At 67.3% G+C, this 24,170-nt stretch carries 21 protein-coding genes; 13 read left to right on the top strand and 8 right to left on the bottom strand.

The features are described from left to right. Positions 1–72 precede the first annotated feature (72 nt). Both NS2_RS02550 and NS2_RS02555 read right to left on the bottom strand, forming a co-directional pair. The gene (locus NS2_RS02550) at positions 73–435 is read right to left on the bottom strand and encodes a GlcG/HbpS family heme-binding protein (RefSeq protein WP_081985583.1); all 363 of its coding nucleotides are present in this window, start codon (positions 433–435) and stop codon (positions 73–75) included. Continuing rightward, positions 436–1,029 carry a TetR/AcrR family transcriptional regulator gene (locus tag NS2_RS02555; protein WP_033085401.1) on the bottom strand — a complete coding sequence of 198 codons (594 nt, stop codon included), beginning with the start codon at positions 1,027–1,029 and terminating at the stop codon, positions 436–438. A 212-nt stretch (positions 1,030–1,241) separates the two neighbouring features. Here NS2_RS02555 and NS2_RS02560 point away from each other — a divergent pair, with 212 nt between their 5' ends. Together NS2_RS02560 and NS2_RS02565 are read left to right on the top strand one after the other, a co-directional pair. Further along, complete coding sequence (locus tag NS2_RS02560; RefSeq protein WP_081985581.1) at positions 1,242–3,317, top strand: alkyl/aryl-sulfatase; 2,076 nt, start codon at positions 1,242–1,244, stop codon at positions 3,315–3,317. Between the two features lie 131 nt (positions 3,318–3,448). Next, a complete protein-coding gene (locus tag NS2_RS02565; RefSeq protein WP_231993031.1) occupies positions 3,449–4,507 on the top strand; it encodes an alpha/beta hydrolase in 1,059 nt (352 codons plus the stop codon). Positions 4,508–4,534: 27 nt separating this feature from the next. On the opposite strand, the gene NS2_RS02570 is transcribed toward NS2_RS02565, so the two are convergent. Next, positions 4,535–5,335 (bottom strand): DUF2127 domain-containing protein, encoded by an 801-nt coding sequence (locus NS2_RS02570; RefSeq protein WP_045436074.1) that lies wholly within the window; start codon positions 5,333–5,335, stop codon positions 4,535–4,537. 78 nt (positions 5,336–5,413) lie between these two features. Between NS2_RS02570 and NS2_RS02575 the strand changes: the two genes are divergently transcribed. Continuing rightward, positions 5,414–6,304 (top strand): CPBP family intramembrane glutamic endopeptidase, encoded by an 891-nt coding sequence (locus tag NS2_RS02575; protein ID WP_096490548.1) that lies wholly within the window; start codon positions 5,414–5,416, stop codon positions 6,302–6,304. A gap of 43 nt (positions 6,305–6,347) precedes the next feature. On the opposite strand, the gene NS2_RS02580 is transcribed toward NS2_RS02575, so the two are convergent. After that, positions 6,348–7,541, bottom strand: a complete 1,194-nt coding sequence (locus tag NS2_RS02580; protein WP_202969053.1) for a helix-turn-helix domain-containing protein — start codon at positions 7,539–7,541, stop codon at positions 6,348–6,350. Positions 7,542–7,733: 192 nt separating this feature from the next. On the opposite strand from NS2_RS02580, the gene NS2_RS02585 reads away from it, so the two are divergent. Then, the gene (locus NS2_RS02585) at positions 7,734–8,039 is read left to right on the top strand and encodes a hypothetical protein (protein WP_033085399.1); all 306 of its coding nucleotides are present in this window, start codon (positions 7,734–7,736) and stop codon (positions 8,037–8,039) included. Between the two features lie 124 nt (positions 8,040–8,163). On the opposite strand, the gene NS2_RS02590 is transcribed toward NS2_RS02585, so the two are convergent. Further along, positions 8,164–9,057 carry a PAC2 family protein gene (locus NS2_RS02590; RefSeq protein WP_033085398.1) on the bottom strand — a complete coding sequence of 298 codons (894 nt, stop codon included), beginning with the start codon at positions 9,055–9,057 and terminating at the stop codon, positions 8,164–8,166. 270 nt (positions 9,058–9,327) lie between these two features. On the opposite strand from NS2_RS02590, the gene metH reads away from it, so the two are divergent. From metH to NS2_RS02610, 4 genes are all read left to right on the top strand, one after another. Continuing rightward, on the top strand, positions 9,328–12,906 hold the full coding sequence (gene metH / locus NS2_RS02595; RefSeq protein WP_033085397.1) for a methionine synthase: 3,579 nt from the start codon (positions 9,328–9,330) through the stop codon (positions 12,904–12,906). A gap of 79 nt (positions 12,907–12,985) precedes the next feature. Continuing rightward, positions 12,986–14,713 carry a serine/threonine-protein kinase gene (locus tag NS2_RS02600; RefSeq protein ID WP_033085443.1) on the top strand — a complete coding sequence of 576 codons (1,728 nt, stop codon included), beginning with the start codon at positions 12,986–12,988 and terminating at the stop codon, positions 14,711–14,713. Positions 14,714–14,791: 78 nt separating this feature from the next. Beyond that, positions 14,792–15,475: an HAD family hydrolase gene (locus NS2_RS02605; RefSeq protein ID WP_033085396.1), complete on the top strand. Its 684-nt coding sequence runs from the start codon at positions 14,792–14,794 to the stop codon at positions 15,473–15,475. A gap of 109 nt (positions 15,476–15,584) precedes the next feature. Further along, positions 15,585–15,977, top strand: coding sequence for an MmcQ/YjbR family DNA-binding protein (locus NS2_RS02610; RefSeq protein WP_033085395.1), 393 nt, complete (start codon positions 15,585–15,587; stop codon positions 15,975–15,977). Positions 15,978–15,990: 13 nt separating this feature from the next. On the opposite strand, the gene NS2_RS02615 is transcribed toward NS2_RS02610, so the two are convergent. Beyond that, positions 15,991–17,115, bottom strand: coding sequence for an epoxide hydrolase family protein (locus NS2_RS02615; protein WP_033085442.1), 1,125 nt, complete (start codon positions 17,113–17,115; stop codon positions 15,991–15,993). 117 nt (positions 17,116–17,232) lie between these two features. Between NS2_RS02615 and NS2_RS02620 the strand changes: the two genes are divergently transcribed. From NS2_RS02620 to NS2_RS02630, 3 genes are read left to right on the top strand one after another with little or no spacing between them, the layout of a single operon-like run. Next, positions 17,233–18,186: a helix-turn-helix transcriptional regulator gene (locus NS2_RS02620; protein WP_033085394.1), complete on the top strand. Its 954-nt coding sequence runs from the start codon at positions 17,233–17,235 to the stop codon at positions 18,184–18,186. 52 nt (positions 18,187–18,238) lie between these two features. Beyond that, positions 18,239–18,577 (top strand): hypothetical protein, encoded by a 339-nt coding sequence (locus NS2_RS02625; RefSeq protein WP_143161344.1) that lies wholly within the window; start codon positions 18,239–18,241, stop codon positions 18,575–18,577. Next, positions 18,570–18,923 carry a hypothetical protein gene (locus NS2_RS02630; RefSeq protein ID WP_033085392.1) on the top strand — a complete coding sequence of 118 codons (354 nt, stop codon included), beginning with the start codon at positions 18,570–18,572 and terminating at the stop codon, positions 18,921–18,923. The genes NS2_RS02625 and NS2_RS02630 overlap by 8 nt, the downstream gene beginning before the upstream one ends. 71 nt (positions 18,924–18,994) lie before the next feature. On the opposite strand, the gene NS2_RS02635 is transcribed toward NS2_RS02630, so the two are convergent. Then, the gene (locus NS2_RS02635; protein ID WP_052085948.1) at positions 18,995–19,702 is read right to left on the bottom strand and encodes a toprim domain-containing protein; all 708 of its coding nucleotides are present in this window, start codon (positions 19,700–19,702) and stop codon (positions 18,995–18,997) included. Positions 19,703–20,001: 299 nt separating this feature from the next. Then, entirely contained in the window at positions 20,002–22,599 is a 2,598-nt protein-coding gene (locus NS2_RS02640; RefSeq protein ID WP_183121204.1) for an NACHT domain-containing protein, read from the bottom strand. Between the two features lie 295 nt (positions 22,600–22,894). Here NS2_RS02640 and NS2_RS35765 point away from each other — a divergent pair, with 295 nt between their 5' ends. Together NS2_RS35765 and NS2_RS02645 are read left to right on the top strand one after the other, a co-directional pair. Then, the gene (locus NS2_RS35765) at positions 22,895–23,122 is read left to right on the top strand and encodes a hypothetical protein (RefSeq protein WP_161789495.1); all 228 of its coding nucleotides are present in this window, start codon (positions 22,895–22,897) and stop codon (positions 23,120–23,122) included. Between the two features lie 6 nt (positions 23,123–23,128). Then, positions 23,129–24,166 (top strand): HalD/BesD family halogenase, encoded by a 1,038-nt coding sequence (locus tag NS2_RS02645; protein WP_228102774.1) that lies wholly within the window; start codon positions 23,129–23,131, stop codon positions 24,164–24,166. Positions 24,167–24,170: the final 4 nt, after the last annotated feature.

Raw genomic sequence — 24,170 nt, forward strand, 5'->3', positions numbered from 1 at the left:
CGGAATCGTGCCGAGTGTCGGCGCGCCCGATCCGGCACCCGGCGACCGATTCGCCCGGGATGTACCAGCCCGTCAGCCGCCCAGCGCGGCCACGCCCGCCTGGGCGAACTTCTCGTCCAGATCACCGCTGGGCGCGCCCGCCACACCGATGCCCGCGATGGGCGCTCCACCCTTGGCGGTCACCGGCGTCCCGCCCGCGAGGAACAGGGTGCCCGGAATATCGGCCAGATGCGGTGCGCCGTCGAGCCGCTTGACCAGCTGCGAGGTCGGCGCGTTCCAGGAGACCGCGGTAAACGCCTTCTGCTGGGCCGACCGGGATGGTACGGGACGGGGAGGGGCCGCCGTCGGGAATTGCGGGCGAATGCCCGCAGTTCGACAACACCACCTACCAGGAGGATGCCGACCGCGGCTTCCTCGCCGAGCCGGTGCACGGATTCAGTTCGCGCGGGTGAGCATCGCGGTCAGGGCCTGGCGTACGGCGTCGGAGGCGGCGCGTTTGGACAGTCCGCGCCGGTCCATGAGGTGGTGGCGGTAGGGCCAGCCGACGGTGGCGTCGACGAGATCCAGCAGCCGCGCGCTCTCGGCGCGGTCCAGTTCCGGCGCGAAGACGCGGGCCAGGGCGTCGCGAATCCGCTTGTCGGTCAATCGCATCCGGGTGTCCACCGCGGGCGTGCGCAACGATTCGATCAGGCCCAGCACCCGGGGTTCGCGTTGCAGGGTGAAGATCGCCTCGCCCTGGCGCACCACCGCGTCGATGCGCTGGGCCAGCGGCAGTCCCGGATCGACGTCGGCGATGAGCGCCTCGACCTGCTCGGACTGCAGGTCCACCGCGGCGGTGAGCAATGCCGTGCGGGTGGGGAAGTGCACGAAGATACTGCGCTCGGACACCCCGGCGCGTTCGGCGATGCCGCGGGTGGTGGGGTCGAACTCACCGTCGTGCACCGCTGCCAGCAGGCCCTCGATGATCGCCTTGCGAGTCTGTTCCGGATTGCGCCGCCGCCGTGGGCTGTCGCCTTTGCTCTCGCTCATAAGCCTTTGCCCTCGCTCATAGGGGGAATCCGATCACATCGGGCCGGACCGTGCACTCGCGGGTCCGGTGGCGGGCGGGTGGTGCCACCCCTCGATCATGGTGCAGTGAGACTGCAATAGTGGTGTAGTGTGGCCAGCGGGCAGAATGGCAGCGAATCATTGGCTATTCGTTCTGCCGCGCACGTCCATCGCATGGAGACAGGAGAGCGCCGATGACCGAGGAAGTCCTCACGAACAACGGTGACGACGGCAAGCCCGGCGGGTTCCGCGTGTCCCGGCGCGGGGTGTTCGGGGCGGGCGCGGCGGCGCTGGTGGCGGCGGGCGTGGGCGCGGCTGTCTCGGGGTGCGGCGGCAAGGCCGACAACGGCTCGGCCGCGGAGAAGACCGCCAAGGACGCGGTCGACCCCAGCGGTCACATTGTCGATCAGCAGAAGCAGGCGCAGTCCTCGCTGCCCTTCGCCGACCGGCAGGACTTCGCCGACACCGACAAGGGCTTCATCGCCGAGCTCGAGCCCGACCTGGTCAAGGACGCCAAGGGAAATACGGTCTGGGACAACGAGTCCTACGGCTTCATCCAGGGCAACTGCCCCAACTCGGTGCATCCCTCGCTGTGGCGGCAGTCGCAGCTGGTGGTGAAACAGGGCCTCTACGAGGTGGTTCCGGGCATCTACCAGATCCGCGGCCTGGATCTGTCGAATATGACCATCATCGAGGGCAAGTCCGGCGTGATCGTCATCGACCCGCTGATCTCCACGGAGACCGCCAAGGCGGGCATGGACCTGTACTTCGCGCACCGTGGCCGGAAGCCGGTGACGGGCATGATCTACACCCACTCCCACGTCGACCACTTCGGCGGCGCCATGGGCGTCATCACCCTGGAAGATGCTGTCTCCGGCCGCATTCCGGTGATCGCGCCGCAGGGCTTCATGGAGCACGCCGTGGCCGAGAACATCTTCGCCGGCACCGCCATGGCGCGCCGCTCAGCCTACATGTACGGCGCGGCGCTCCCGCGCGGCGAGAAGGGGCAGGTCGGTGCGGGTCTGGGCATGACCACCTCGATCGGCACCGTCAGCCTGATTCCGCCGAACAAGGACGTCACCCACACCGGCCAGGAAGAGGTGGTCGACGGTGTGCACGTGCAGTTCCAGATCACCCCGGGCACCGAGGCCCCGTCGGAGATGAACTTCTACTTTCCCGACTTCCGCGCGATGTGCATGGCGGAGAACGCTACTCACACCCTGCACAACCTGCTCACCCTGCGTGGCGCGCTGGTGCGTGACGCGCACGTGTGGTCGCAGTACCTCACCGAGACGATCAATATGTTCGCCGACATCTCCGATGTCGCCTTCGCCTCGCACCACTGGCCCACCTGGGGCTCGGACCAGCTCACCGAATGGCTGTCGCTGCAACGCGATACGTATGCCTACCTGCACGACCAGACCCTGCGCATGCTCAACCAGGGCTACACCGGCATCGAGATCGCGGAAATGATCCAGCTGCCACCGGCCGTCGAGCAGAAGTGGTACAACCACGGGTATTACGGCTCGGTCAGCCACGACGTCAAGGCCGTCTACCAGCGCTACATGGGCTGGTTCGACGGCAACCCGGCCCACCTGTGGGAGCACCCGCCGGTCGACTCCGGCAAGCGCCACGTGGACGCCATGGGCGGCGCGAGCGGTGTGCTGAAGGTGGCCCGCAAGGCCTACTCCGACGGCGACTACCGCTGGTGCGTGCAGGTTCTCAACTATCTGATCTTCGCCGACCCGGACAACGAGAAGGCGAAGATGCTGCAGGCCAGCGCCTTCGAACAGCTCGCCTACGGCTCGGAGAACGCCACCTGGCGCAACTTCTTCCTCTCCGGCGCCTACGAACTGCGCAACGGCAACTTCGGCACGCCCACCAAGGCCAGCTCGGTCGGCATGATCAGCGCCCTGAGCGTGGACCAGGTATTCGACTCTGCGGCCTTCCTGGTCAACGGCCCCAAGGCGTGGGACCTGCACCTGGTCAATGACTGGATCATTACCGACCAGAATCAGACCTACCGCACCGAGCTGCGCAACGGCGTGCTCATCCACTACGTGGTTCCCGCCGATTTCAAGGGCCCGGCCCCGGATGCCACCTTCACCCTGTCGCGGCTCGAGCTGATCGCCACCATGACCGGGGCCAAGGACATCGTGAAGGAGATCCAGGCCGGAAACATCAAGGTCAGCGGCGATCCGGCCAAGCTGAAGCAGCTGAAGGATGTCATGGAGAAGCCGGACCCCAACTTCAATATCGTCACCCCCTGATCCGGGGCGAGGGGTCGTCGCGGCGTGACGGGAGTTATCGGGGCGTCACGCCGCGACTTTTATGAATAGTTGCCCGGGTTACATCGAAGCCCGTATGGCAGAGTCCATCTCACCTGGTGCGAGGAGTGGGAGTGGCTGTGCGGGATCGACTGCGGAACGCGGTGTTCGTCGGATGTGTGGCGGTCGCGGCCGCCGTCCCGGTCGCGGCGCACGCCGAGCCCGGCGATCCGATCGTCGAAACCGGTGGGGCGCTCACCGATCCTGTGACCCGCGACGGCTCCAGGATCGCGAGCGTCAAGGTCGTCGACGACCGCAACCTCGCGCTCGAGGTGTACTCGGCGGCCATGGACAAGACGGTGCACCTGGATGTGCTGCGTCCCGCCGACACTTCCCGGCCCCGGCCCACGCTGTACCTGTTCAACGGCACCAACGCCGGAACCGACGCCAAGAACTGGCGGGCCCAGGTGCCGGAGGTCTTCGACTTCCTCGGCACCAAGGACATCAATGTCGTGGTGCCCACCGGCGGCCTGGCCAGCTACTACACCGATTGGCGCGCACCGGATCCCACGCTCGGCGTCAACACGTGGAAGACCTTCTTCACCGAGGAACTGCCGCCCCTGATCGACGCCGCCCTGGGCACCAACGGACGCAATGCCATTGCCGCGGTGTCGATGTCGGCGACCCCCGCCCTGAACCTGGCCGTGACCAAACCCGGACTGTTCCGGGCCGCGGCCACCTACAGCGGCTGCGTCCAGACCAGCGACCCGGTCGGCCAGTCGTTCGCGCGCATCGTGGTGGCCAGCGAGGGCGGCGACGCGAACAATATGTACGGCCCGCCCGGTGACCCGATGTGGGCCGACAACGACCCGTACCTGCACGCCGACCGGCTGCGCGGACTCGAACTGTTCGTGTCCGCCGGCAACGGCCTGCCCGGCGTCTACTACGTCGTCGACGGCCAATACGTCCTCGACCCGGGCGTGGGCGGGTTCCTGGCGCACATGATCTACGACGGCACCATCGAAGCCGCCACCGGCTACTGCACCCGCAACCTGGCCGCCAAGCTCACCGAACTCGGCATCCCCGTCACCGTGGACCTCCCGCCCAACGGCACCCACTCCTGGGCCGTGTTCCGCGACGAGCTCTACAAGTCCTGGCCGGTGCTGGCCCGCGGCCTGGGCGTGCCGGAGTGAGTCCGGCGCTGCCGCGGCCCGATCCGATCAGTGTGTCCGCCGGGTGCCGATCTTCTCGGTGAGCTGCTCGGATTGTGCTGCGACGGCCGCCCTTTCGACCGTCATGAGGCTCTCCGAGTGGTGCTCGGCGTAGTACTTCGCGGCACCGCCGTTGAGGCCGAACAGCGACTTGCTCCACAGCAGCCAGATCACCGCGGCCAGGTTGACGATGAGGGCCGCGGCGCGCAGGAAGGTGATCTTCTCGGTGAGCTCGTAGATCTCCAGGGGCAGGAAGATGCTGGTGGCGATGACCGCGAAGTACTCGCCCCAGCGCTTGACCAGCCACAGCCCCACCGCCTCGACCAGCTGGATGGTGGCATAGGCGAACAGCGCCACCGCCACCCAGGTGAGCACGGTGGGGGAGAAGGTGAACGCCTTGTCGATGCCCCGGATGATCTTCGAATGGTCCGGATTGAAACCGATCTGATCCGCCAGCTGGCGAATGAGTGGAAGATCCTTGTCCCAGTTGGCCTTCCACTGCTCCCGTGAGCCGCGCAGCGTCAGCACCCCCGCGCCCAGCAGCACCAGCACCAGCGCCCGCCCGACGCGCTCGGCGGCCAGCAGCCGCATGATGATCCGGTCGCGCAGCAGGCGCCCGCGCGGCACCTCGGGCGCGTCGTCGGCGTGCCCGCCGCCGCGCGGCTCGCCCGGGACGAAATCGCCGCAGCGCAGGCACCGCCAGGCTTCACCCGCCGGGGTGGCGACGTGGAGGCGTGCCGCGAGCTCGGGCTCGGTCGGGGCATAGGTCTCATGCCCTCGGGCAGCGCAGGTCCACAGGCTGAAGTCCATGAGCTGGAGCGTACCCAACGATTACCTCAGGAAGCGCCTGGATACTCGGGGTGAACCGGACTCGTCGAAGGGGGAGCGATGTCGCAGCCCGACCGTGTCGTAGCAGCGCAGCGGGGGCCGGGTCCGCGGTCCGGCCGGGTGGCCCGGGCCGGTCGGGCGGTGGTGGCCTGCGGGGTGGTCGGGGTGTACATCGGCCTGGGATTCGCCTTCCATCTCGATGCGAATGTCTATCTGCTGCTGGGGATTCCGTTCACCCTGCTGTTTCCGCTGGTGCTGGCGCGGCGGCCGGTCCGCGAGCTGTGGGTGCGCGGTACACCACCGCCGGTCGACCGCTGGGTATGGCTGATGTTCGCCGCGCTGGCGGTGCTGCCGGGCCTGGACCTGGCCGGGACGGTCGGCGATGCGATCGCATCCGGCAAACCGAACGGTCCCGACGGGACCGTGCTCGGCTACGACGCCGCGGCACTGCTGGGCGCCTTCGTGGCGGCCTGGTCGATACGTGCCCTGGGGCGCGCGGGATGGCGGCGCGTCCGCGGCTGCCTGGCCACCGCGGGAATCCTCGGCGCGGGCATGTTCGTCGGGGGATTCCTGCTGAGCGGGCAGGCCGCGCCGCGTCCCGTGCCCTGGGCGAGCCTGGGGATCGGCCTGGCATCGCTGCTGATGTACGTGCCGGTGGTTTTCGTGCTGGAGGAGGTCTTCTTTCGCGGCGCGCTGGATTCCTATCTGCACCGCGACGGCGAACCAGGGGCCCGCTGGACCGCGGCGCTGTGCTCGGCGCTGTGGGGGCTGTGGCATCTGCCGGTGGCGGGATCGGGACCGATCACCGCGGGCGTGGTCCTCGCATTGCTGGCGTTTCAGATACCGGTCGGAATCTTCCTCTCGCTGGGATGGCGGCGCAGCGGCAATCTGGCCGTGCCCGGAATCACCCATGCCGCAATCGATGCCGTGCGCAACGGCCTCGGATTCTGAGGCGCACAACGATTCCGGACACCGTGTCCGCGGCGTGTCGTACTCAGCCCGCGGCCAGCGAACGCAGCTGATCGAGGTAGGTGCGGGTGCGCGGATCGCCGGGGAAGCGTTCGATCATCTCCCGCGCCGTCTCGCCCGCGATCCACATGAGCGAAGGCAGCGAACGCCGTTTGCCGGAGAAGGCCTGCAAGCCCTCGTCGAGGGCGAGCTCCAGATTGCGATCGCGCACCGCCACCACCGCGAGCGTCAGGTGCGCCTCGGAGACCCGCATGGGTTTGCGAATGCTGCCGTCGGGCCGGGTGGCGGTCAGGATGACTTGGCGGGCAAAGTTTTCCGCCAGCCGATCGTCACCGGCTACCCGGCAGCAGTCCATGGCGTAGAAGTCGAACTTCTGCGGGTCGACCACGAAGTGATTGTCCAGATTGACCGGGTGCTCGATGGTGTCCAGGATCGAACGACCCTGTGCGAGGGCCTTTTCCACCTCGCGCCGATCACCGAGCCGTGCCCACGCCTTGGCCCGCTGGGCGGCCAGCTGCACGCCGACCCCGAGGCGGCCGGTGCTGGCGTGCGCGGCCTCGGCGGTCTCGATGGCCCCCTTGTAATTGGCCTGCGTCAACGCGAACCAAGCGGCCATTTCGGCTCCCCAGCCGATGATTTCGGCATGCTCGGCCTCCTGCCCCAGGGACAGGGCGGCCCGGCGGGTGGCCTCGGCGGCCGTGCGCCAGCCCAGGTCGTAATCCACGCAACCGACCAGTAGGGCAACCCATCCGGCCAGGACCAGTACCTCCCGGTGCTGCGCGAGAGTAAGTCGGCCGTCCAGCAGGGAGGTGATGCGCCGCAGCCAGGCCGTGCCCTCCGCATGCAGCTCGTGCGGATCCGCGCACGGATACTCCGAGCACAGCCGGTCGGCGGTGATGCGGATGGCATCCAGGGTGGAAGCCGACACATCGGACATTCGCAGGCGCCCAATGAATTCCAGCGTGTCCATCCCGGTGGCCGAGAGCATCTCATCGTCCCGGTTGGGTCTGGCCTTGGGGAAGAATGCCGCGGTCACCGTGTCGAAGGCGGCCGCGATGATCGGGGCGTAGAAGTCGTCCGGGCGGGATTCCCCGGACTCCCAGCGCCGCCAATTGCGCAGCAGCGTCGAGTCCGTCGGTAGATTGTGACTGGATTTGGCCCGCATGGCCCGCACCGCATCGGCTTGCGACCACCCCCTGGCATCACGTTCGGCACGCATTCGGACAGCCCAGACAGGTCGATCGTCACCGGCGGACACGCTCTGTAGTATCTCACCAGTTAACGACGGATGGACCCGGATAGGGCATCCGGATGTCAGTGGGTTGACATCTGCAATTGCATTCGCGAGAACGCCAAGCTGTTTACCAGGGCACACGTCAGAACAGCGATCCCCAATCCAACGGAGGTTCGGGTGGAAGCGTTGATCTATGGGTACGTGCGTGACGATCTGACCGATGGCCGCAGCGAAGAGCTGGAGAACGCGATGTGCGGCCTCGCCCAATCGGCCGGTCTCTGTTTCGCCGCCACGTTCCATGAATCGACCGCAGGCGACGGCACCGCGTTCGCGGAGCTGACCGCCGAACTCAAACGGGCCGACGCCCACCACGTGGTGGTGCCGTCGCTCGATCACCTTGCGGGCCAGACCATTCCGCGCGACATCCTGATCGCGAAACTGGCACACGAGGCTTCCGCCCAGGTCTGGACCGTCGAGCACTAGCTCCCGAAACACCGCCGCACCTGCGTAGAGCGCAGGTGCGGCAATGGTTTTCGGGCTACTTCGGGACATTCACCCCGAAACGGTCAGAGGGTGGCGGCCCCGGCGTTTCCGGGGCCCGGGCGGTTCAGAGGCCGAAGCCGCCGCGGCCGCGACGGCGCAGGTACTTCTCGAACTCGGCGGCGATGGCATCGCCGTCGATCTTGGCCATGGCGTCGTTGATGTCCACCTCGGCGTCGCCGCGCTCCTCGAGCGAGCGCACGTACTCCGCGATCTCCTCGTCGCCCGCGGTCATCTCGTTGACCGCGCCCTCCCACTCCTCGGACTGCTCGGGCAGCCCGCCGAGCGGCACCTCGACATCGAGCACGTCCTCGACCCGGTGCAGCAGCGCGATGATGGCCTTCGGGTTGGGCGGCTGGGAGACGTAGTGCGGCACCGCGGCCCAGAAGGAGATGGCCGGGACACCCGCGCGCACGCACGCGTCCTGCAGCACACCGGTAATGCCGGTCGGTCCCTCATAGCGGGTCTGTTCCAGGTTGAAGCGCTCCGCGGCTTCCTTGCTGTACGCCGTGCCGGTCACCGGAACCGGCCGGGTGTGCGGGGTGTCGGCCAGTAAGGCGCCGAGGATCACCACCGTGGTCACCCCCAACTGCTCGACGAACTCGAGGATGTCGTTGCAGAAACTGCGCCACCGCATATTCGGCTCGACTCCGCGCAACAGCACGACGTCCCGCTCACTACCCGGGGGCGAGCACACCGACAACATGGCCGAGGGCCACTGGATCTCGCGGGTCACCCCGTCAACCTGGCGCACCGTCGGCCGGTTGACCTGATAGTCGTAGTAGTCCTCGGAGTCGAGCTCGGCCAGCGGCTGCGCGTCCCAGATCAGTTCCAGATGCTCGACCGCACCGCTGGCGGCGTCGGCGGCATCGTTCCAGCCTTCGAAAGCTGCCACGAGCACCGGATCCCGCAGCGTAGGCAGGTCCGATTCGGGTGGCACCGGGGATTCACTGGCGTTCACCCGGTCAGCCTACGGTGTGTCACCGGCCGGTGTGCATGCGACGCGCAATCGCGGGATTGGCCACGATCAGCTCCATTCACCCGGAGGTTCGCGGCGCAAGGCGCAGGTCTATGGAGCCGCTCGTTCTGGACCGAGTGGAGCGGGGGGAGCGGAGGGAGGGAAGAACGAGACCTCCAGCGCCGCGAACCCGCCCGGAGCGAAGCGGAGGGCAAATTGGACAGAGCCACACCGAGGCGGGGATTGTCCGTGCTTCCCACTACTCTTTAGTACATGTCTGTACGCAGCCGCGCCGAATTCGACACCACCCTCTTGGACACGCTCAAACGGCGTGTCGTGATCGGGGACGGTGCGATGGGCACGATGCTGCAGGCCGCGGATCTCACGCTCGACGATTTCCGTGGCCTAGAAGGTTGCAACGAGATCCTCAACGAGACCCGGCCGGACGTGCTGCGCCACATTCACCGGGCCTATTTCGAGGCCGGGGCCGATGCCGTCGAGACCAATACCTTCGGGTGCAATCTGCCCAACCTGGCCGACTACGACATCGCGGATCGGATCCGGGATCTGTCCGAGCGCGGCACCCGGCTGGCGCGCGAGGTCGCCGACGAGATGGGACCGTCCGCGGACGGGGCTCCCCGGTATGTGCTGGGGTCCATGGGGCCGGGCACCAAGCTGCCGACCCTGGGTCACGCCCCTTATGTCTCTTTGCGCGATGCCTACACCGAGGCGGCGCTGGGCATGCTCGACGGCGGCGCGGACGCCATCCTCATCGAGACCTGCCAGGACCTGCTGCAGGTCAAGGCCGCGGTCACCGGCAGCCACAATGCCATGCTGAAGGCGGGCCGCCGGATTCCGATCATCACCCACGTGACCATGGAGACCACCGGCACCATGCTGGTCGGTTCCGAGATCGGGGCCGCGCTCACCGCGCTGGAGAAGCTCGGCATCGACATGATCGGGCTGAACTGCGCCACCGGGCCGGACGAGATGAGCGAGCATCTGCGGCATCTGTCCAAGCACGCCCACTTGCCGGTGTCGGTGATGCCGAATGCCGGTCTGCCGATTCTCGGGGCGAAGGGTGCGGAATACCCGCTTACCGCAGAGGAACTCGCGATCGCGCTCAGCCAGTTCGTTTCCGAGTTCGGCCTGTCGCTGGTCGGCGGCTGCTGCGGCACCACGCCCGAGCACATCCGCCAGGTGACCGAGGCGGTGCGCGAGGTCGAGCAGGCCAAGCGTGCACCGGTGCACGAGCCCAGCGTCTCCTCGATCTACTCTTCGGTCCCGTTCGAGCAGGACGCCTCGATCCTGATGATCGGCGAGCGCACGAATGCCAACGGCTCCAAGGCCTTCCGCGAGGCCATGCTGGCCGGGGACTGGCAGAAGTGCCTCGACATCGCCAAGGATCAGACCCGCGACGGCGCGCACATGCTGGACCTGTGCGTGGACTACGTGGGCCGCGACGGCACCGCCGACATGGCCGAGTTGGCCTCGCGCCTGGCCACCGCGTCCACCCTGCCGATCATGCTGGACTCCACCGAAACCCCGGTGCTGAAGGCCGGTTTGGAGCATCTGGGCGGGCGCTGCGCCATCAACTCGGTGAACTTCGAGGACGGCGACGGCCCCGAGTCGCGCTACCAGCAGACCATGGCGCTGGTCGCCGAACACGGTGCGGCCGTGGTGGCGTTGACCATCGACGAAGAGGGCCAGGCGCGCACCGCCGAGCACAAGGTGGCCATTGCCGAGCGGCTCATCGCCGACATCACCGGCAACTGGGGGCTCGACGAGTCCGACATCATCATCGATACGCTGACCTTCACCCTGGGCACCGGCCAGGAGGAGTCCCGGCGCGACGGCATCGAAACCATCGAGGCCATCCGTGAACTCAAGAAGCGGCACCCGAATGTGCAGACCACGCTGGGTCTTTCGAACATCTCCTTCGGCCTGAACCCGGCCGCGCGGCAGGTGCTCAACTCCGTGTTCATGCACGAATGCGTCCAGGCCGGACTGGATTCGGCGATCGTGCACGCGTCGAAGATCCTGCCCATGGCACGGATTCCGGAGGAACAGCGCGAGACGGCGCTGGATCTGGTGTACGACCGGCGCACCGAGGACTACGACCCGCTGCAGAAGCTCATGGCCCTGTTCGAGGGTGTCTCGGCGGCCTCGTACAAGGCCTCGCGCGCCGAGGAACTCGCGGCGCTGCCGCTGTTCGAGCGGCTGGCCCGGCGGATCGTGGACGGCGAGCGCAACGGCCTCGAGGCCGACCTCGACGAGGCCATGAAAGAGGTTCCGCCGCTGCAGATCATCAACGAGACGCTGCTGTCGGGCATGAAGACCGTCGGTGAGCTCTTCGGGTCCGGGCAGATGCAGCTGCCGTTCGTGCTGCAGTCGGCCGAGGTGATGAAAACCGCTGTCGCGCACCTGGAACCGCACATGGAGGCCACCGACGACTCGGGCAAGGGCCGCATCGTGCTGGCCACCGTCAAGGGCGACGTGCACGACATCGGCAAGAACCTGGTCGACATCATCCTGTCCAACAATGGCTACGAGGTCGTGAATATCGGTATCAAGCAACCGATCTCGGCGATCCTCGATGCCGCGGTGGACAAGAAGGCCGATGTCATCGGCATGTCCGGGCTGCTGGTGAAGTCCACGGTGGTCATGAAGGAGAACCTCGAGGAGATGAACACCCGCGGGGTCGCCGGGCAGTTCCCGGTGCTCCTCGGCGGTGCGGCACTGACCCGCGGCTATGTCGAGAACGATCTCACCGAGGTGTACGAGGGCGACGTGCATTACGCGCGTGACGCCTTCGAGGGCCTGCATCTGATGGACGAGATCATGACCCGCAAGCGCGGTGGCGGCCTGGACCCGAACTCGCCCGAGGCCCTCGCCGAGGCCGCGAAGGTGGCCGAGCGCAAGGCCCGGCACGAGCGATCCAAGCGGATCGCCGAGGAGCGCAAGGCCAAGGAGGTGCCCGTCGAGGTGCCCGCGCGCTCGGATGTGGCGGCGGATCTGCCGGTGCCGACGCCGCCGTTCTGGGGCACGCGAATCATCAAGGGCCTGGCGGTGAACGAGTACTCCGGGCTGCTCGACGAGCGCGCGCTGTTCCTGGGTCAGTGGGGCCTGCGCGGCCAGCGCGGCGGCGAGGGACCCTCCTACGAGGAGCTGGTGGAGACCGAAGGCCGTCCGCGCCTGCGGTATTGGCTGGACCGGCTGATCGCCGAGGGCGTGCTGCAGCACGCGGCCGTCGTCTACGGGTATTTCCCGGCCGTCTCCGAGGGCGACGATGTGATTGTTCTCACCGAGCCCAAACCCGATGCGCCGGAACGCTTCCGGTTCACATTCCCGCGTCAGCAACGCGACCGGTTCCTCTGCATCGCCGATTTCATTCGCTCGCGCACGGACGCGATCGAAACCGGTCAGGTGGATGTGATGCCGTTCCAGCTGGTCACCATGGGTCAGCCGATCGCCGACTTCGCGAATGTGCTGTTCGCGGAGAACAACTACCGCGACTACCTCGAGGTGCACGGCATCGGCGTGCAACTCACCGAGGCACTCGCCGAGTTTTGGCACCGCCGGATCCGGGAAGAACTCACACTGGAAGGACATTCGGTCGCAGATGAGGATCCCGCCGATGTGCTGGATTACTTCAAACTCGGATACCGTGGCGCACGGTATTCGTTCGGCTATGGGGCCTGCCCGAACTTGGAGGATCGGGCCAAACTGGTTGAACTGCTGGACGCCGGTCGGATCGGCGTGATGCTGTCGGAAGAGTTGCAGTTGCATCCGGAGCAGTCGACGGATGCGTTCGTGCTGCTGCACCCGGAGGCCAAGTACTTCAACGCTTAATATCTTCACCAGGTTTCCGGGCTTTCGCGCAGAGTTGCAGGTCGCTCGGCGCGAAAGCTTGCAGGAGGGGCACAACCACATGAGCGCAGACCGGCTGATTGCGGGGCGGTACCGACTAACGGATCCGATCGGCACCGGTGCTATGGGGGTCGTGTGGCGCGCGACCGATGTTCGGCTGCGGCGCACCGTCGCGGTCAAGCAACTGCTGCTGACACCGGGGCTCACCCGGTCGCAGGCCGTGGAGGCCCGGATGCGGGCGATGCGTGAGGGGCGCATCGCGGCGCGACTGCATCACCCCAATGCCGTCACCGTCTTCGACGTGGCGGAGGAGGACGGCCAGCCCTGGCTGGTCATGGAATACGTGGACGCCGTCAGTCTGGCGGCGCTGATGCGCGAGAAGGGCAAGCTCGAACCGGCCGAGGTGGGGCGGATCGGAGCCAAGGTCGCCGACGCCCTGGCCGCTGCGCACAAGGCGGGGATCGTGCACCGGGATGTCAAGCCCGCCAATATCCTGGTGGCCGACGACGGCACGGTGAAGATCACCGACTTCGGCATCTCGCGGGCCACCGGGGACGTCACCGTCACCTCGACCGGATTCCTGGCGGGCACGCCCGCCTACCTCTCGCCCGAGGTGGCGCGCGGTGAGAACCCGGAACCCGCATCGGATGTATTCGCCCTGGGCTCAACGCTTTACGCGGCGGTGGAGGGCAAACCTCCGTTCGGTGAGGGCGACAACCCCCTCGCGGTGCTGCACTCGGTGGCGCGGGCGCAGGTGCCGCGGGCCACGCACGCGGGCACGCTCGGGCCGGTGCTGACGGATCTGCTGGCCGCCGAGGCCGCCGACCGGCCGACCATGGCCCAGGCCGCCGAACGACTACAGGCGGTCGCCGAGGGGCGGGCCCCGGCCGCGCCGATCCAGCCCCCCCGGGTGCTGCCGCCGGTGGCAGAGGTTGCGGCCGTGGACAGTTCGGCGCAGACCACGGTGCTGTCCACGTCGCGGACCGGTGTTCCCGGCAATGCCGACGACGCGACCGTGCACGTGGACATGAGCAAGGGGGCGGCGTCCGGGCCGCGCGCCGCGACACCGGCCGGGCCGCCGCCGACCGGGGCCGGCGGCGTGAGAACCGCTGGCGGCACACAGAATCCGCGACAGCTGGTGCTGGTCGCGGTGGGAATCGTCGGCGCGCTGATCGCGGCCACAGTGATCGCGATCGCGGTGAGCCGCAATGGCGGTGGCGGCGAGAACCAGCCGCAGGCGGTCGGTGGCGTCACCGTCACCACGACCGCGCCGGTGACCTCGGTGCCGGACAATATCGGTCCCGCCGACGGCGGTGCCGGGCAGCCCACTCGCGCGGGGCAGGCGAGCGGGGCGACGCACGCGCCGACCACCACGACCAACCCCACCACGACGACCACGCCGGCGCCGTCGTCCTCGGCGGCTCCGAGCTCCTCGGCGCGCCCGAGCACGACTCCCGCGCCATCGACCACGCCGTTCGGTCCGCCCGCACCGGCGTCCGTGGCGTCCTTCGTGCAGAGCTACTACGGCATGCTGCCGGGGAATGTGAACGGGGCGTGGTCCATGCTGTCGCCGAGCTACCAGTCGGCCACCGGTGGCTTCAACAGCTACGCCTCGTTCTGGGGCGGGATCTCCTCGGTCAGTGTGGGGGCGGTCACTCCCAACGGTGACAACCGTGCGGTGGTGGCGCTCACCTATGTGTCGAAGAACGGGCAGGTCAGCACCGAGAACCGGTGGATCCAGGTGGATTCCTCGACCGGGCGGCTGCTGATCGCCGCCTCGGGAGTCTGAGCGGCCCGAATCCCGGCCTCGCACTAGGCTGAACCGGCTCCACCCACGGTGGGGCCGGTTTCCGGTTTTGTGGAAGGAGTGCGGTCGGTGGCGCGGTTGGACGCGGTGTTGTGGGATATGGACGGGACGCTGCTGGACTCGGAGAAGCTCTGGGACATGGCATTGCGGGAGCTGGCGGCCGAGTACGGGCACGAGCTCAACGATGCGGTGCGGCACGCGCTGATCGGGGCCTCCGGGCCGAACGCGTTCCGAATCTTGTTCGAGGGGCTCGGAATCGAGCACACACCCGAGACCGTCGCGCACGGCTCGGAGTGGATGGAGCGCCGGGTGATCGAGCTGTTCCAGGGGGAGGTGCCGTGGCGGCCGGGTGCGCGCGAGGCGCTGGAAACGCTGCGGGCGGCCGGGATTCCGATGGCGCTGGTCACCAATACCAAGCGGTCACTCACGGAGTACGGGCTCGACACCATCGGGCGGGAGTTCTTCGGGGCCACCGTGTGCGCGGACGAGGTGCCGCAGGGCAAGCCCGCACCGGACGTGTACCGGCGAGCGGCCGAACTGCTCGGTGTCGTCCCGGGAAACGCCGTGGCCATCGAGGATTCGCCGACCGGGTCGATCGCGGCGCAGGCGGCGGGGTGTGCGCTGCTGGTGGTGCCGTGCGAGGTGCCGGTGCCGGACGCGCCGGGGCGGACCTTCCGTGAGAGCCTGGTCGGCCTCACCGTCGGGCACCTCGAAGAGCTCGTCCGGGTACGCGCGATCTCCTGAGCGTTCGCTGCCTCCTGGATGTGCGCCGTCTCTTGAATGTGCGTCGCCTCCTGAACCGCGGTTCCCATTCATCCAAGCCCGAACCGGCCGGGTGACATAGCCTGCGGGTATGGACAGCGTGCTGGAACGGCTGCGCGAGGTGTGCACCGGCCTGCCGGAGGTGAGCGAGCGGGTCAGCCACGGCGAGCCCGCCTGGTTCGCGGGCGGCAAGAAGATGTTCGTCATGTTCGCCGACCACCACCACGACGACCGGCGCGGATTCTGGTGCGCCGCAGCACCGGGCGTCCAGGAAGAACTGGTGACCGGCGAACCGCAACGCTACTTCCGGCCGCCCTACGTGGGACATCGCGGCTGGCTGGGCGTCTACCTGGACGTGCGGCCGGACTGGACCGAGATCGCCGAGCTCGTCGAGGACGCCTATCGGTGCGTCGCGTCGAAAAAGCTTGTGACGGTGCTCGATTCCCGGCATGCCACCGGCCCGACGGGAACGCCGGGCCGGTAACGGGTTTCGGGGATCAGCGCAGCGTACCGAAGAAGGCGCGCAGGTCGGCGGCCAGGTTGGCCGGATCCTCCATGGCCGGGAAGTGCAGGCCGCGTTCGAATTCGGTCCAGTGGGCGTCGGCGGGGGCGGGGACGACGCGGCGGACCGTCTCGTCCGCGCCGAAGACCGCGAAGCCCTGGGGGACCGACGGGGGAGCGCCCCACTCGGTGGAATGAGCCTGCTCGTAGAGGGTGTGGGCGGCGCTCACGCCCGAACCGGTGAACCAGTACAGGCTGACCGTGGTGAGGAGCTGGTCGCGGTCGATGGGGAGATCGGTCCAGTTCTCGAACTTCTCTGCGATCCAGGCCAATTGGAGCAGGGGCGAGTCCACCAGGCCGTAGCCGATGGTCTGGGGGCGGGAATTCTGGATGGCCAGGTAGCCCGAGCCCTCGCGGCGGAAGGCGTCCATGCGGTCGAGGATGAGCTTGTCGGTCGGGTCGTTGGGGTCGAGCCGGTCGGCCAGGCCGGGCAGGAAGGTGGCGACATTGGCGGCGGTCATCGGGTCGGTGACCACGTGCACTCCGGTCACGTGCTCGCCGTCGAGGGCCGCGACCAGGCCCGAGACCCCGCCGCCGACATCGCCGCCGTGCACGCCGTAGCGGTCGTAACCGAGGCGGGCCATGAGCTCGATCCAGGCGCGGGCGGTGCGGGCCATGGTCCACCCGGTACCCGACAGCGGCGTGGACAGGGCGTAGCCGGGCAGCGAGGGGGCGATCACGTGGAAGGCCGGGCCCTCGGCCGGATCGGTGAGCAGCGGGATCAGAGTCAGGAATTCGGCGACCGAGCTGGGGAAACCGTGGGTGATGAGCAGCGGTCGCGCGTCCGGACGTGCGGAGCGGACGTGCAGGAAGTGGATCTGCTGACCGTCGATCTCGGTGGTGAACTGCGGGAAGGCATTGAGCTTGGCTTCCTGTGCCCGCCAATCGAATTCGGTGCGCCAATGGTCGGCCAGCTCGCGCAGGTTCGATGCGGGGATGCCGCGCTCCCAGCCGGTGCCGGGCAGCTGGGCGGCCCAGCGGGCGCGGGCCAGGCGCTCGCGCAGGTAATCCAGGTCGGACCGGGGGATATCGAGGGTGAAGGGGTGAATCTCGGTACTCATCAAGGTGTTCCATTCACTGGGAAGATCTCTTCCGAGGCTCTTCATCTTGCGCTCGGTACCCACGGTAGGAGCCATTGCGGAACGGTTCGTTCCGCGATTCCGGAATACCATCGAGCAATGCTGGAAACCTCCGCCCGCCTGCTGCGCCTGCTGTCGCTGCTGCAATCGCGCCGCGACTGGACCGGACCCGAACTGGCCGCCCGGCTCGAGGTCACCGCGCGCACCATCCGCAAGGACATGGATCGGCTGCGGGAACTCGGCTACCCGGTCGAGGCCCGCCCCGGCGTGGACGGCGGCTACCGTCTCGGCACCGGCGGCGCGCTGCCGCCACTACTGCTCGACGACGACGAAGCCGTCGCGGTGGCGATCGGATTGCGCACCGCCGCAAGCGGTTCCATCCTCGGCATCGAGGAGACCTCCCTGCGCGCACTGACCAAACTCCAGCAGATCCTGCCGTCGCGGCTGCGGCACCGGGTCAGCGCCTTCCAGCACGCGCTGCCGGTTCCGATGCGCGGTCCGCGGGTGAGTCCCGACATGCTGACCACCATCGCCGCCGCGTGCCGCGACCATGAACGCCTGCGTTTCGATTACGCGACTCACACCGGATCATCATCCAGGCGCTCGGTCGAGCCCTATCGCCTCGTCAACCACAACCAGCGCTGGTATCTGCTGACCTGGGATCTGGACCGCACCGACTGGCGCACCTTCCGTGTCGACCGCATGGACCCGCGCACCCCGGCCGGCCCACGCTTCACACCTCGCCCCCTCCCACCCGACCGCGACATCGCCGCCTTCGTCGAACGCGGAATCGCCCAGGCCCCCTGGCGCTTCCGCGCCCGCGTCATAGTCCACGCCCCCGCAGCCCACGTCCGCGCCCGCATCCCGGTCCCCATCGACATCGAAGAACTGGACCAGCACCGCTGCGCCTTCACCCCCGGCTCCGACCACCCCGAAATGCTCGCCCTCTACCTGGGCCTCCTCGATGCCGACTTCGACATCATCGACTCCCCGGACCTGGTAGCTGCCCTACGCACCCTGATCACCCGCTACCAGCGCGCAGTCTCGTCTTGATTCAAACACCGCCCCTGCCCGGCCCATCCTTGCTCTCGTCAAGGTGAATTGGTTGCAGGTCTGGAACCCGGCTTACCTCGGCGGTAATACCGGGTATTCTCGAGGGGTGGCTATTGATTGGCACTACCGCTTCGCTTACCTGCTCGGCGTTGCAGGAGTGGATATCGACGATGTCGTCGACGCCCTCCTCGATTGGCTCGCCGGGCAGCAACGCGTGTGGCTGCGTTCCACCGATAGTCAGTACGTTGTCATGTGGATGCGCACTGCAAGCGGGAGCCCCGTGGAGATCCTGGCGCGCATCGCTGGAAGCGACCTTTATCTGGTCGCGGGACGGGCATTGAGCGGTGACCGGCTCAACGAGTTCGAGAAATGGGAGGACACCGATGAGTGACTTCAACGATCCCACCACACCTGAAGAAGTCGACAACCTGCTGGATCGGCTGGTATTCACCGACGAGCCGGTCGATTTGCCCGTAGTGGTCGGCCAGGACGTCGACGCTGCGCTCAAGCCGCGCTCGGTGAAGATGACCGACGACATGTACCGCCGCGCCGGAAACCGGGCTGTCAACCTCGGCATGTCTGTGTCGGCCTACCTGCGTTCATTGATCGAGCGTGACCTCGTGCAGGTCGCGCACGAGGGCAGTCCGGTCGCGCAACTGTCCCGCATCGCGGCGGAGCTCTCCCGCGCCGCGGCTGAGCTCGACCACACCGCTACCGAGCTGGGCCGCACAGCCTGAGAGGTCGATACCGGTTGATCGGCGGATCGAGTGAATTCTGCGCCGATCCGTCTCAATGATGCTGCGCTGATTCACATCCGGCGATAATGCTCGTCGAGCACTGGAACCGGATCCAGCTCCGAGATCTGATGCCCCGCATTGCAATGATCGGTGAGATCCTTCCCGTCCCGCGCCTGCACCACCCGCAACTCGTCGACCGAATCCTTCAGCGACTCCGCCACTTTGGCCGCATGCCGATATCCCGGCGCATCCCGATCGGCCACCACCCATACCCGGTGCGCGCCCCGCAGCCACTCCGCGTGCTCGGCGTGCCACGCGTTCGCCCCGCCCGCATTACAGGTGGCCGTGAGCCCCGCGTGCGTGGCGGTGAGCACGTCCGCCTCACCCTCGCACACGAAGATGTCCCGCCCATCCCGCACTGCCTCGATCACCTCCGGCAGATGGAACGGCAAACGACCGAATCCACCCAACTCCCAACCGGTTTCGGTTCGACGCTGCCGATAGAACGTCTTGACATACCCCTGCCGGTGGAGCGTCCGCACCCGGAACACACATCCGGCCGCACTCCCATCCGGCCACCGATAGATATAGGCCGCTACCCGTCGCGACCTCCCGATCGCGGGCCCGAAGTCCCGCTTGTGCACCGAAAGAGCCAGCCCCGCGGCCAATATCGCCCGATCCGCCACCCCCGGCTCAGCGTTCGCCCGCGTCACCGCCGCCTGCTGCGGCCGCTGCCCATCGAACAGATCCCGCACCCGCAGCCCGAGCCGATCGAGCACATCCTCATCCGAACACCCGGCAAAACACCTGATCACAGTCCGCTGCCGCTGCAGGTTGTACACCACCCCCAGCGAAGGCCGATGCCGCCGGCCATCGCTCTCATGCACCGGACACAAGTACGTGGTCCACTCGGACCCGCGTCTCCCCGGCCCGGACACCCGATTCAACGCCCGAGTAATGGTCTCCCACGATTGCCGACTACTCATACGCGGTCCTCTCACTACCGGTGTACCCGGTACCGGACCGTTGTCAACACTCCCGAATCAGGTTGTAGCGCAAGTGAAATGAACTGTCGTGCTCACTCATCCGGGACGAGGACGACCATCTCGTCCGGTGCATGGCGGTCGCCGAATCGGCGGCGGACGTCCTCGGCCGCTGTGGCGAGATCGATCCAACGGGTGAAAAGCTCGGGCTCGCGACTGCAACGCGGGGCGAGCAGCAGTGCGATATCGCGCAGGCGCGCAGCTTCGCCCTCGATCGGGGCCGGGAAGCGGCGGAAAACTCGCGTGGCCAGCGACTTCGCGAGGTCGGTGAGTTGCTCTACCAGCGGTGCCTTGGCTCCACTACGCCCGGGATTGGCTGCCTTCATACCGTCCCAGAGACCGAGAAGATCGGCGGGTATCGATGGTAACTTGCGAGTGGACCATTGGTTCGGGTCCGAGTGGACTGCTGCCAGGATACGGAGCGCAGTAACCGCTCTCGCACGCTGGCCAGGTTCGATTGAGGCTGATCCGACAACCGCGAAGGCAAGTTGGAGGGGGAAATCGGGGTCGTCGACTCGGGCGCGTCGGAGGAAAGCCTCGTGCCAGGTGTCGGTGCGCGAATTGTCGGTCGACGAATCAGCAGCGAACAGTCGGGACATAGCATCGGCGAACATCGACAAACCGAATTCGTTGACAAGGTCGTATAGATCGAGGAGTAGTGGTTCGTCGGTCCGAGGTAGGCGGGCAGCCAATTCGACAAGCACATGACCAGTTTCGGCCGGATCGGGCGGGATCCGTCCGGGATCCGCTGCGATGGCCGTCGCAAGAACGCTGGTGAGAGAAGCGGCTCTGGTTGGTTGCCTCCGAGATGTCCCCAATCCGTCCCATCGGGGCCCGAGTGCCGCCGCGATCGTCTCGGTTAGTGCGAGATCGATCTCACCCAGCGGTTGGAGCTCGGGGTAGATGTCGAGCAGCCCCCCGAGTTCGGGGTGGTGGCGTACGTAGTACCCGGGATCTTCGGTGTGCAGCATCCGCTCGAGTGTGGTCGTGAGCGGGCTGCTCTGGACCGTGTCCACCTCCAGGTTCGACAGCGACTTTCGCAACCTTTGGGGAAGTCCTGAATCGGAATGGATCCAAATTGTTCGCACCTCCGGATTCCGGCCGCCGGGGGAGCGCTCCGTGGGGGAGTCGAGCTCGGTCATCTCGGCTATCGTGGGCAGGCGGTAGGTGGCGGAGTCCACCAAATTGTTGACCCAGGCCACGATATCCACCGCGTCGGCCGCTCGTATCCCATATGCGGGCTGTCCCAAATCGTTCGGATATGGGGCGTCGGGCACCGGATCGCCACCGTGATCCAACACGAAGAGGCGATGGATGCGGGCAGTAATCGGTTGGGCCACCGGGCGATTGAGATGATTGTCGAGCAAGGCGCGTGCGACCGTCCGGCGAAATCGGGTGTCGGCTTCGGCGTCGGCGGCGTCGTCCACCGTCTGGAATAGGCGAAATGCTAGGAATTCCGGGATGTCTCTGCCCTGATCGTTGACCGCGAGCGCGGTCGACAGCGCCGTGGCCGAGGTTCGGTGTCGCAGACAGGTCTCGATGATCGGCTCCGCGGCTGCGCGACCGTCGTAGGGGCCCAGTCCGCTGAACAACAGGATCGTCTCCCGCCACCAGTCGCCTTCCGACGCCACCTGGTCGAGCAGAATCCGCGCCAGTCCTTGCTTATGAATGTGGACCGCGGCCAGATACTCCTGAAACGTCTTGTGGGTGAATGCAAGTGTGCCCGGTACCGGTTCGGTCACCAGGCCGTCGGACTTCAGGGCGTCGACCAGTGCGCGCCGGTTGCCGGGACCGGCCTCCCCAGGTGAGCCGATATCGGCGATCGCGATTCGAGTGACCCGCGCGATCATCATGGTCAGGGCCGTGCGGCGCAGGAAGTCGAATTTCTGCTCGGCTTCCATGTTCGAGGTTACTCGGCGGCGAACGAGCAGATCGAAGACCCGTCGGTACACCTCGACGCGATTGGTGGGCAGAACCGGCAAGCTCGTTCGATCCAGGGTGGCGCGGTACAGCGTGATCATCAGGGTGAGCAGCAGCGGATTGACGGTCAGCACGGTGAGCGCTGGCGCCCGGATCTGCTGTGCGAACAGCCGGGCGTGAAAGCCGTGGTCGGCCAGCGCGAACGCGCGGAACCGCGCGTCGATGAAGTGGTCGGTGAGCTGCGGCGAGAGCTTGCGGATGTGGGCCACGTCCACCGGCGTAGCGGTGACGGGTGTACTGCGGTAGGAATCCGGTCTCGAGGTCAGGATGACGGAATTGATTGCGGAGCGGCCGATTCGCGCGGCGATGAGCCAAGCGATGACCGCCGTGCGTGTGTCCACCTCGGGAATCTCGTCCAGGCCGTCGGCGACGATGACGCAGCGTCCTGCGTCCAGCCGGGAGCGGAGCCAGGCCATCGGGCTGTCCGGGTCGGCCAGGCCCGCCGTGGCGACTTCCGGCAAACTCACCGGTGGGTCCGCGGCGACGCGGGAGGCCCACTGCGACAAGGGGATCAGGATGGGGACACGGCCGCGTCCGGCGGGCGGGCGGCCGCGCCCGGCGCGGCGGGGCGGGAACCGGCGGGTGCGGGCGAGTTCGCGCACGAGGTGTTGGGACAGTGTCGTTTTGCCGAATCCGGCCGCGCCGAGCACCACGCTGAATCCGGTGCTGTCGGGGCCCAGCAATTCGGTGATCCGTCGTTCGACGCGTGGGCGGTGGCCCTCGGCGAGAATATCGGAGGGCACGGCGTCGGGACTGCTGCGCGCGAGTTCGACGCTGACGTAGACGTCGTCGAAATAGGGCCGGTTCGATTCGAGGTCGAAGGCTCCGGTACTGCCGATGCGATCGAGGGTCGTGAGCAAGTGCTTACGGTATCGGCGTCCGGGGCGGAACAGGATGTTTCCGGTGGTGAGGGTCAGCCGGTGCGCAATGCCCTGGCGGGCTTGGTCGATGGGGTCTTTGGCGGCCTTCCAGACGAATCCGGCCGTGGTGATGGCCGCCCAGTATGCGAGCAACAGCACACCGGCCCGCAGCGGGTGCTGGGCCGCGAAATCGTGCAGCCAGGTGGCGTACAGCCCGGGGAGGCCGGTCGCGGCGACCGCCCATTTCCAGGACTTCTGCAACCACGGCAGCCGTGAGGTGCCGGGCTCGTCGTCGGCCACGGTCGGGCCTTCCTGAGTCGCGGTGGGACCGGACTCGGCATTTTATCGCGAAATCGACGCGATCGATGCCGCATCAAAAATCCTGGGGCACAGGAAAAGTGAGTATTCACAATCGGGTGATATCCCGGGCGTGTCGGCTGGCCGGGCGGCAACAATGGGCGGCATGGTTGCGGTTGGGGGTTGGGCAGACGCGTGCGAATCCGAGGGGGCCGGAGTGGAGTCCGCGCCGGGCGTGGATATCGGTCGATATCCCCTGGATTCGCCGGGGAGTGAGCGGTGGGACGCGGTCGTGGGGGAGGCGCGGGCGGCGCTCGCGGCGGACGGTTGCTGCGTGTTGCGGGGGTTCGTTCGGCCGGAGTTGTTGAGTACCTTGCGGAGTGAAGGGGTCGGGCTGGCTCCGCATGCGTACTACACCGTGGAGAATGTCAACGCCTACAACATTCCGCTGGACGCGGATCTGCCGGTGGACCATCCGGGGCGGATCGTGTTGCGGCGGGGGAACGCCTTTGTGGCAAGGGATCTCATACCCGTGGACGCGCTGATTCATCGGCTGTATGTGGACGAGCGGTTTCAGCGGTTTGTGGCGGATTGCTTCGGGCTGGCGGAGTTACACGTGTATACCGATCCGCTGGCGGGGTTGTGCCTCAATGTGGTGGCGCCCGGGATGTCGCATCCTTGGCACTTCGATACCAACGAGTTCACCGTCTCCATGCTCACCCAGGAGCCGGAATGCGGTGGGGTGTTCGAGTATTGCCCGAACATCCGGTCGCGGGTGGCGGAGCACTTCGCGGATGTGAACGCGGTGCTCAACGGGCACGGGGAGCGCTTCGTCCGGCGGCTCGAGTTGCGGCCGGGGGATCTGCAGCTGTTCCAGGGGAGGTTTTCGTTGCATCGGGTCGCGCCCGTTGGCGGGACGGTGCAACGGCATTCGGCGATATTCGCCTACAGCGATACGCCGGGGCTGATCGGCACGGCCGAGCGGACCCGGCAGCTGTTCGGGCGGGTGACGGCGGACCACCTGGCGGTCGGCGAGGTTCGCGGCGACTCGCTGCTGGACTGAGAGA

Source organism: Nocardia seriolae NBRC 15557 (assembly GCF_007990715.1).
In the GTDB taxonomy this organism is placed as follows: Bacteria; Actinomycetota; Actinomycetes; order Mycobacteriales; family Mycobacteriaceae; genus Nocardia; species Nocardia seriolae.

What these genes read in the sequence shown, in the direction of transcription:
- NS2_RS02620 (WP_033085394.1), top strand. Translation starts at nt 17,233, where the DNA reads ATGCTGGAAACCTCCGCCCGCCTGCTGCGCCTGCTGTCGCTGCTGCAA.
- NS2_RS02570 (WP_045436074.1), bottom strand. Translation starts at nt 5,335, where the DNA reads ATGGACTTCAGCCTGTGGACCTGCGCTGCCCGAGGGCATGAGACCTAT.
- NS2_RS02560 (WP_081985581.1), top strand. Translation starts at nt 1,242, where the DNA reads ATGACCGAGGAAGTCCTCACGAACAACGGTGACGACGGCAAGCCCGGC.
- NS2_RS02555 (WP_033085401.1), bottom strand. Translation starts at nt 1,029, where the DNA reads ATGAGCGAGAGCAAAGGCGACAGCCCACGGCGGCGGCGCAATCCGGAA.
- NS2_RS02580 (WP_202969053.1), bottom strand. Translation starts at nt 7,541, where the DNA reads ATGCGTGCCGAACGTGATGCCAGGGGGTGGTCGCAAGCCGATGCGGTG.
- NS2_RS02575 (WP_096490548.1), top strand. Translation starts at nt 5,414, where the DNA reads ATGTCGCAGCCCGACCGTGTCGTAGCAGCGCAGCGGGGGCCGGGTCCG.
- NS2_RS35765 (WP_161789495.1), top strand. Translation starts at nt 22,895, where the DNA reads ATGGGGTCTTTGGCGGCCTTCCAGACGAATCCGGCCGTGGTGATGGCC.
- NS2_RS02610 (WP_033085395.1), top strand. Translation starts at nt 15,585, where the DNA reads ATGGACAGCGTGCTGGAACGGCTGCGCGAGGTGTGCACCGGCCTGCCG.
- metH (WP_033085397.1), top strand. Translation starts at nt 9,328, where the DNA reads ATGTCTGTACGCAGCCGCGCCGAATTCGACACCACCCTCTTGGACACG.
- NS2_RS02615 (WP_033085442.1), bottom strand. Translation starts at nt 17,115, where the DNA reads ATGAGTACCGAGATTCACCCCTTCACCCTCGATATCCCCCGGTCCGAC.
- NS2_RS02630 (WP_033085392.1), top strand. Translation starts at nt 18,570, where the DNA reads ATGAGTGACTTCAACGATCCCACCACACCTGAAGAAGTCGACAACCTG.
- NS2_RS02600 (WP_033085443.1), top strand. Translation starts at nt 12,986, where the DNA reads ATGAGCGCAGACCGGCTGATTGCGGGGCGGTACCGACTAACGGATCCG.